The following is a 1989-nucleotide window of genomic DNA, read 5'->3' on the forward strand; positions in this document are numbered from 1 at the left end:
GTCCGTGGACGCCCGTGCTCGAGGGTGATCGCCTCTACGGACGCGGCGGTGCCGACGACGGCTATGCGGCGTTCGCCAGCCTGACCGCCGTCGAGGCCCTCCACGCGGCGCACGGTTCTCACGCCCGTTGTGTCGTCCTGATCGAGGCGAGCGAGGAGTCGGGCTCACCCGACCTGCCCGCGTACGTCGACGCCCTCGCCGACCGGATCGGCACGCCCAGCCTTGTGGTCTGTCTCGACTCGGGCTGCATCGACTACGAGCGGATGTGGGTGACGACCTCACTGCGTGGCCTGGTCGAGGCGGTGCTCACCGTCGACATCGTCACCGAAGGTCTGCACTCCGGTGACGCGTCCGGGATGGTCCCCTCCTCGTTCCGGATCGCACGTCGACTCCTCGAGCGGATCGAGGACTCCGCCACCGGCGAGATCCTGTTGCCCGAACTGCACGCGGAGATCCCGGCGGGTCGATCGGCGGAAGCTGCGGCCACCGCGGCAGAGATCGGCGCGCTCGCCGACCGGTACCCGTTCGTCGCCGGTGCCGGACCCGCCACCGACGATCCGACCGAGCAACTGCTCGCGCGCACCTGGCGACCGACACTCAGCACGGTCGGCGCCGACGGGCTCCCGCCCACGTCACGCGCCGGGAACGTGCTCCGCCCGCGCACGGCCCTCAAGCTCTCGGTCCGAATCCCTCCGACCGTCGATCCCGACGTGGCGACCGAGGCGTTGCAGCGAGCCCTCACCACCGATCCTCCCTACGGAGCGCATGTCTCACTGGACAACGTCCAGCGTGCTCCGGGATGGAACGCACCCGAGACCGCTGCGTGGCTCGACGACGCGATGGCCGCAGCCTCCGAGCGAGCCTTTGGCAGCGCGGCGCGATCGTTCGGCGAGGGCGGGACCATCCCGTTCATGGGGATGCTCGGTGACAAGTTCCCCGACGCGCAGTTCATGATCACCGGCGTGCTCGGGCCCGACGCCAACGCGCACGGGCCGAACGAGTACCTCCACGTGCCGACCGCGCGGCGACTGTCGATGGCTGTCGCTCACGTCATCGACGCCCACGCCCGGAGAGTCTGAGGAAGTCGAATGGTGACCCGAGCAGAATTCCGCGCCCGCGTGGCCGACGCGCCGCTGCTGTTCGACGGTGCAACCGGCACCGTCCTCCAGAGCCACGGGTCGACGGCCGGGCACGGATTCGATGGCCTGAATCTCACTGCACCCGACGTCGTCCGGTCCGCTCATGTTGCGTACGTCGCAGCGGGAGCGGACGTGATCGAGACGAACACGTTCGGTGCCAACCGGTTCCGATTGGGCGAGCACGGACTCGACGACCGTGTCGTCGAGATCAACACGACTGCCGTGGCGATCGCCCGTGAGGTCGCCTCGTCCGCCGACGCATCCGAGGTGTGGGTGGCCGGTTCGGTCGGACCGCTCGGCGTCGTCCTCACGCCGATCGGGCGGGTGACCGCAACCGAAGCCCGCCGAGCGTTCGCCGAGCAGATCGCCGCACTCGTGGCAGCGGGGGTGGACCTCGTCGTGATCGAGACGATGCCGTCGATCGACGAGATCGAGATCGCTGCTGTCGTCGCACGTTCGCTCGCTCCCGATCTCCCGATTCTCACGATGATGACCTTCGCCGACGACGACCGGACGATCCTCGGTGCCGGTGCGGCCGAGGTCGCCCGGCAGGTTGCTGCGCTCGATGTCGATGCTCTCGGGGTCAACTGCAGCTCCGGCCCCAACCAGGTCTTGCGGCTGACCAACGCGATGCGCGAGGTCGCTCCCGAGATCGCGATCGCTGCGATCCCCAACGCCGGATTTCCCGAGCGCGACGCGAGTGGCCGACTGTCGTACCCCGCGACTCCCGAGTACTTCGCGGACTACGCGAGCGCGTTCGTCGAGCGCGGGATCAGGATCATCGGTGGATGTTGCGGGACGTCCGACGCGCACATCGCCGCGATGCGCGCGGCGATCGACGAGCAGCGGC

2 protein-coding genes are annotated in these 1989 nt (G+C 69.3%); both read left to right on the plus strand.

Annotated elements, in window-relative coordinates:
* The coding region (locus tag WBV89_RS06935) for a M20/M25/M40 family metallo-hydrolase (RefSeq protein ID WP_423980601.1) at positions 1 to 1079 on the plus strand (1079 nt) is incomplete at its 5' end.
* A 12-nt stretch (positions 1080 to 1091) separates the two neighbouring features.
* The coding region (locus tag WBV89_RS06940) for a homocysteine S-methyltransferase family protein (RefSeq protein WP_423980602.1) at positions 1092 to 1989 on the plus strand (898 nt) is incomplete at its 3' end.

Source organism: Ilumatobacter sp., from assembly GCF_049588435.1.
GTDB lineage: Bacteria > Actinomycetota > Acidimicrobiia > Acidimicrobiales > Ilumatobacteraceae > Ilumatobacter_A.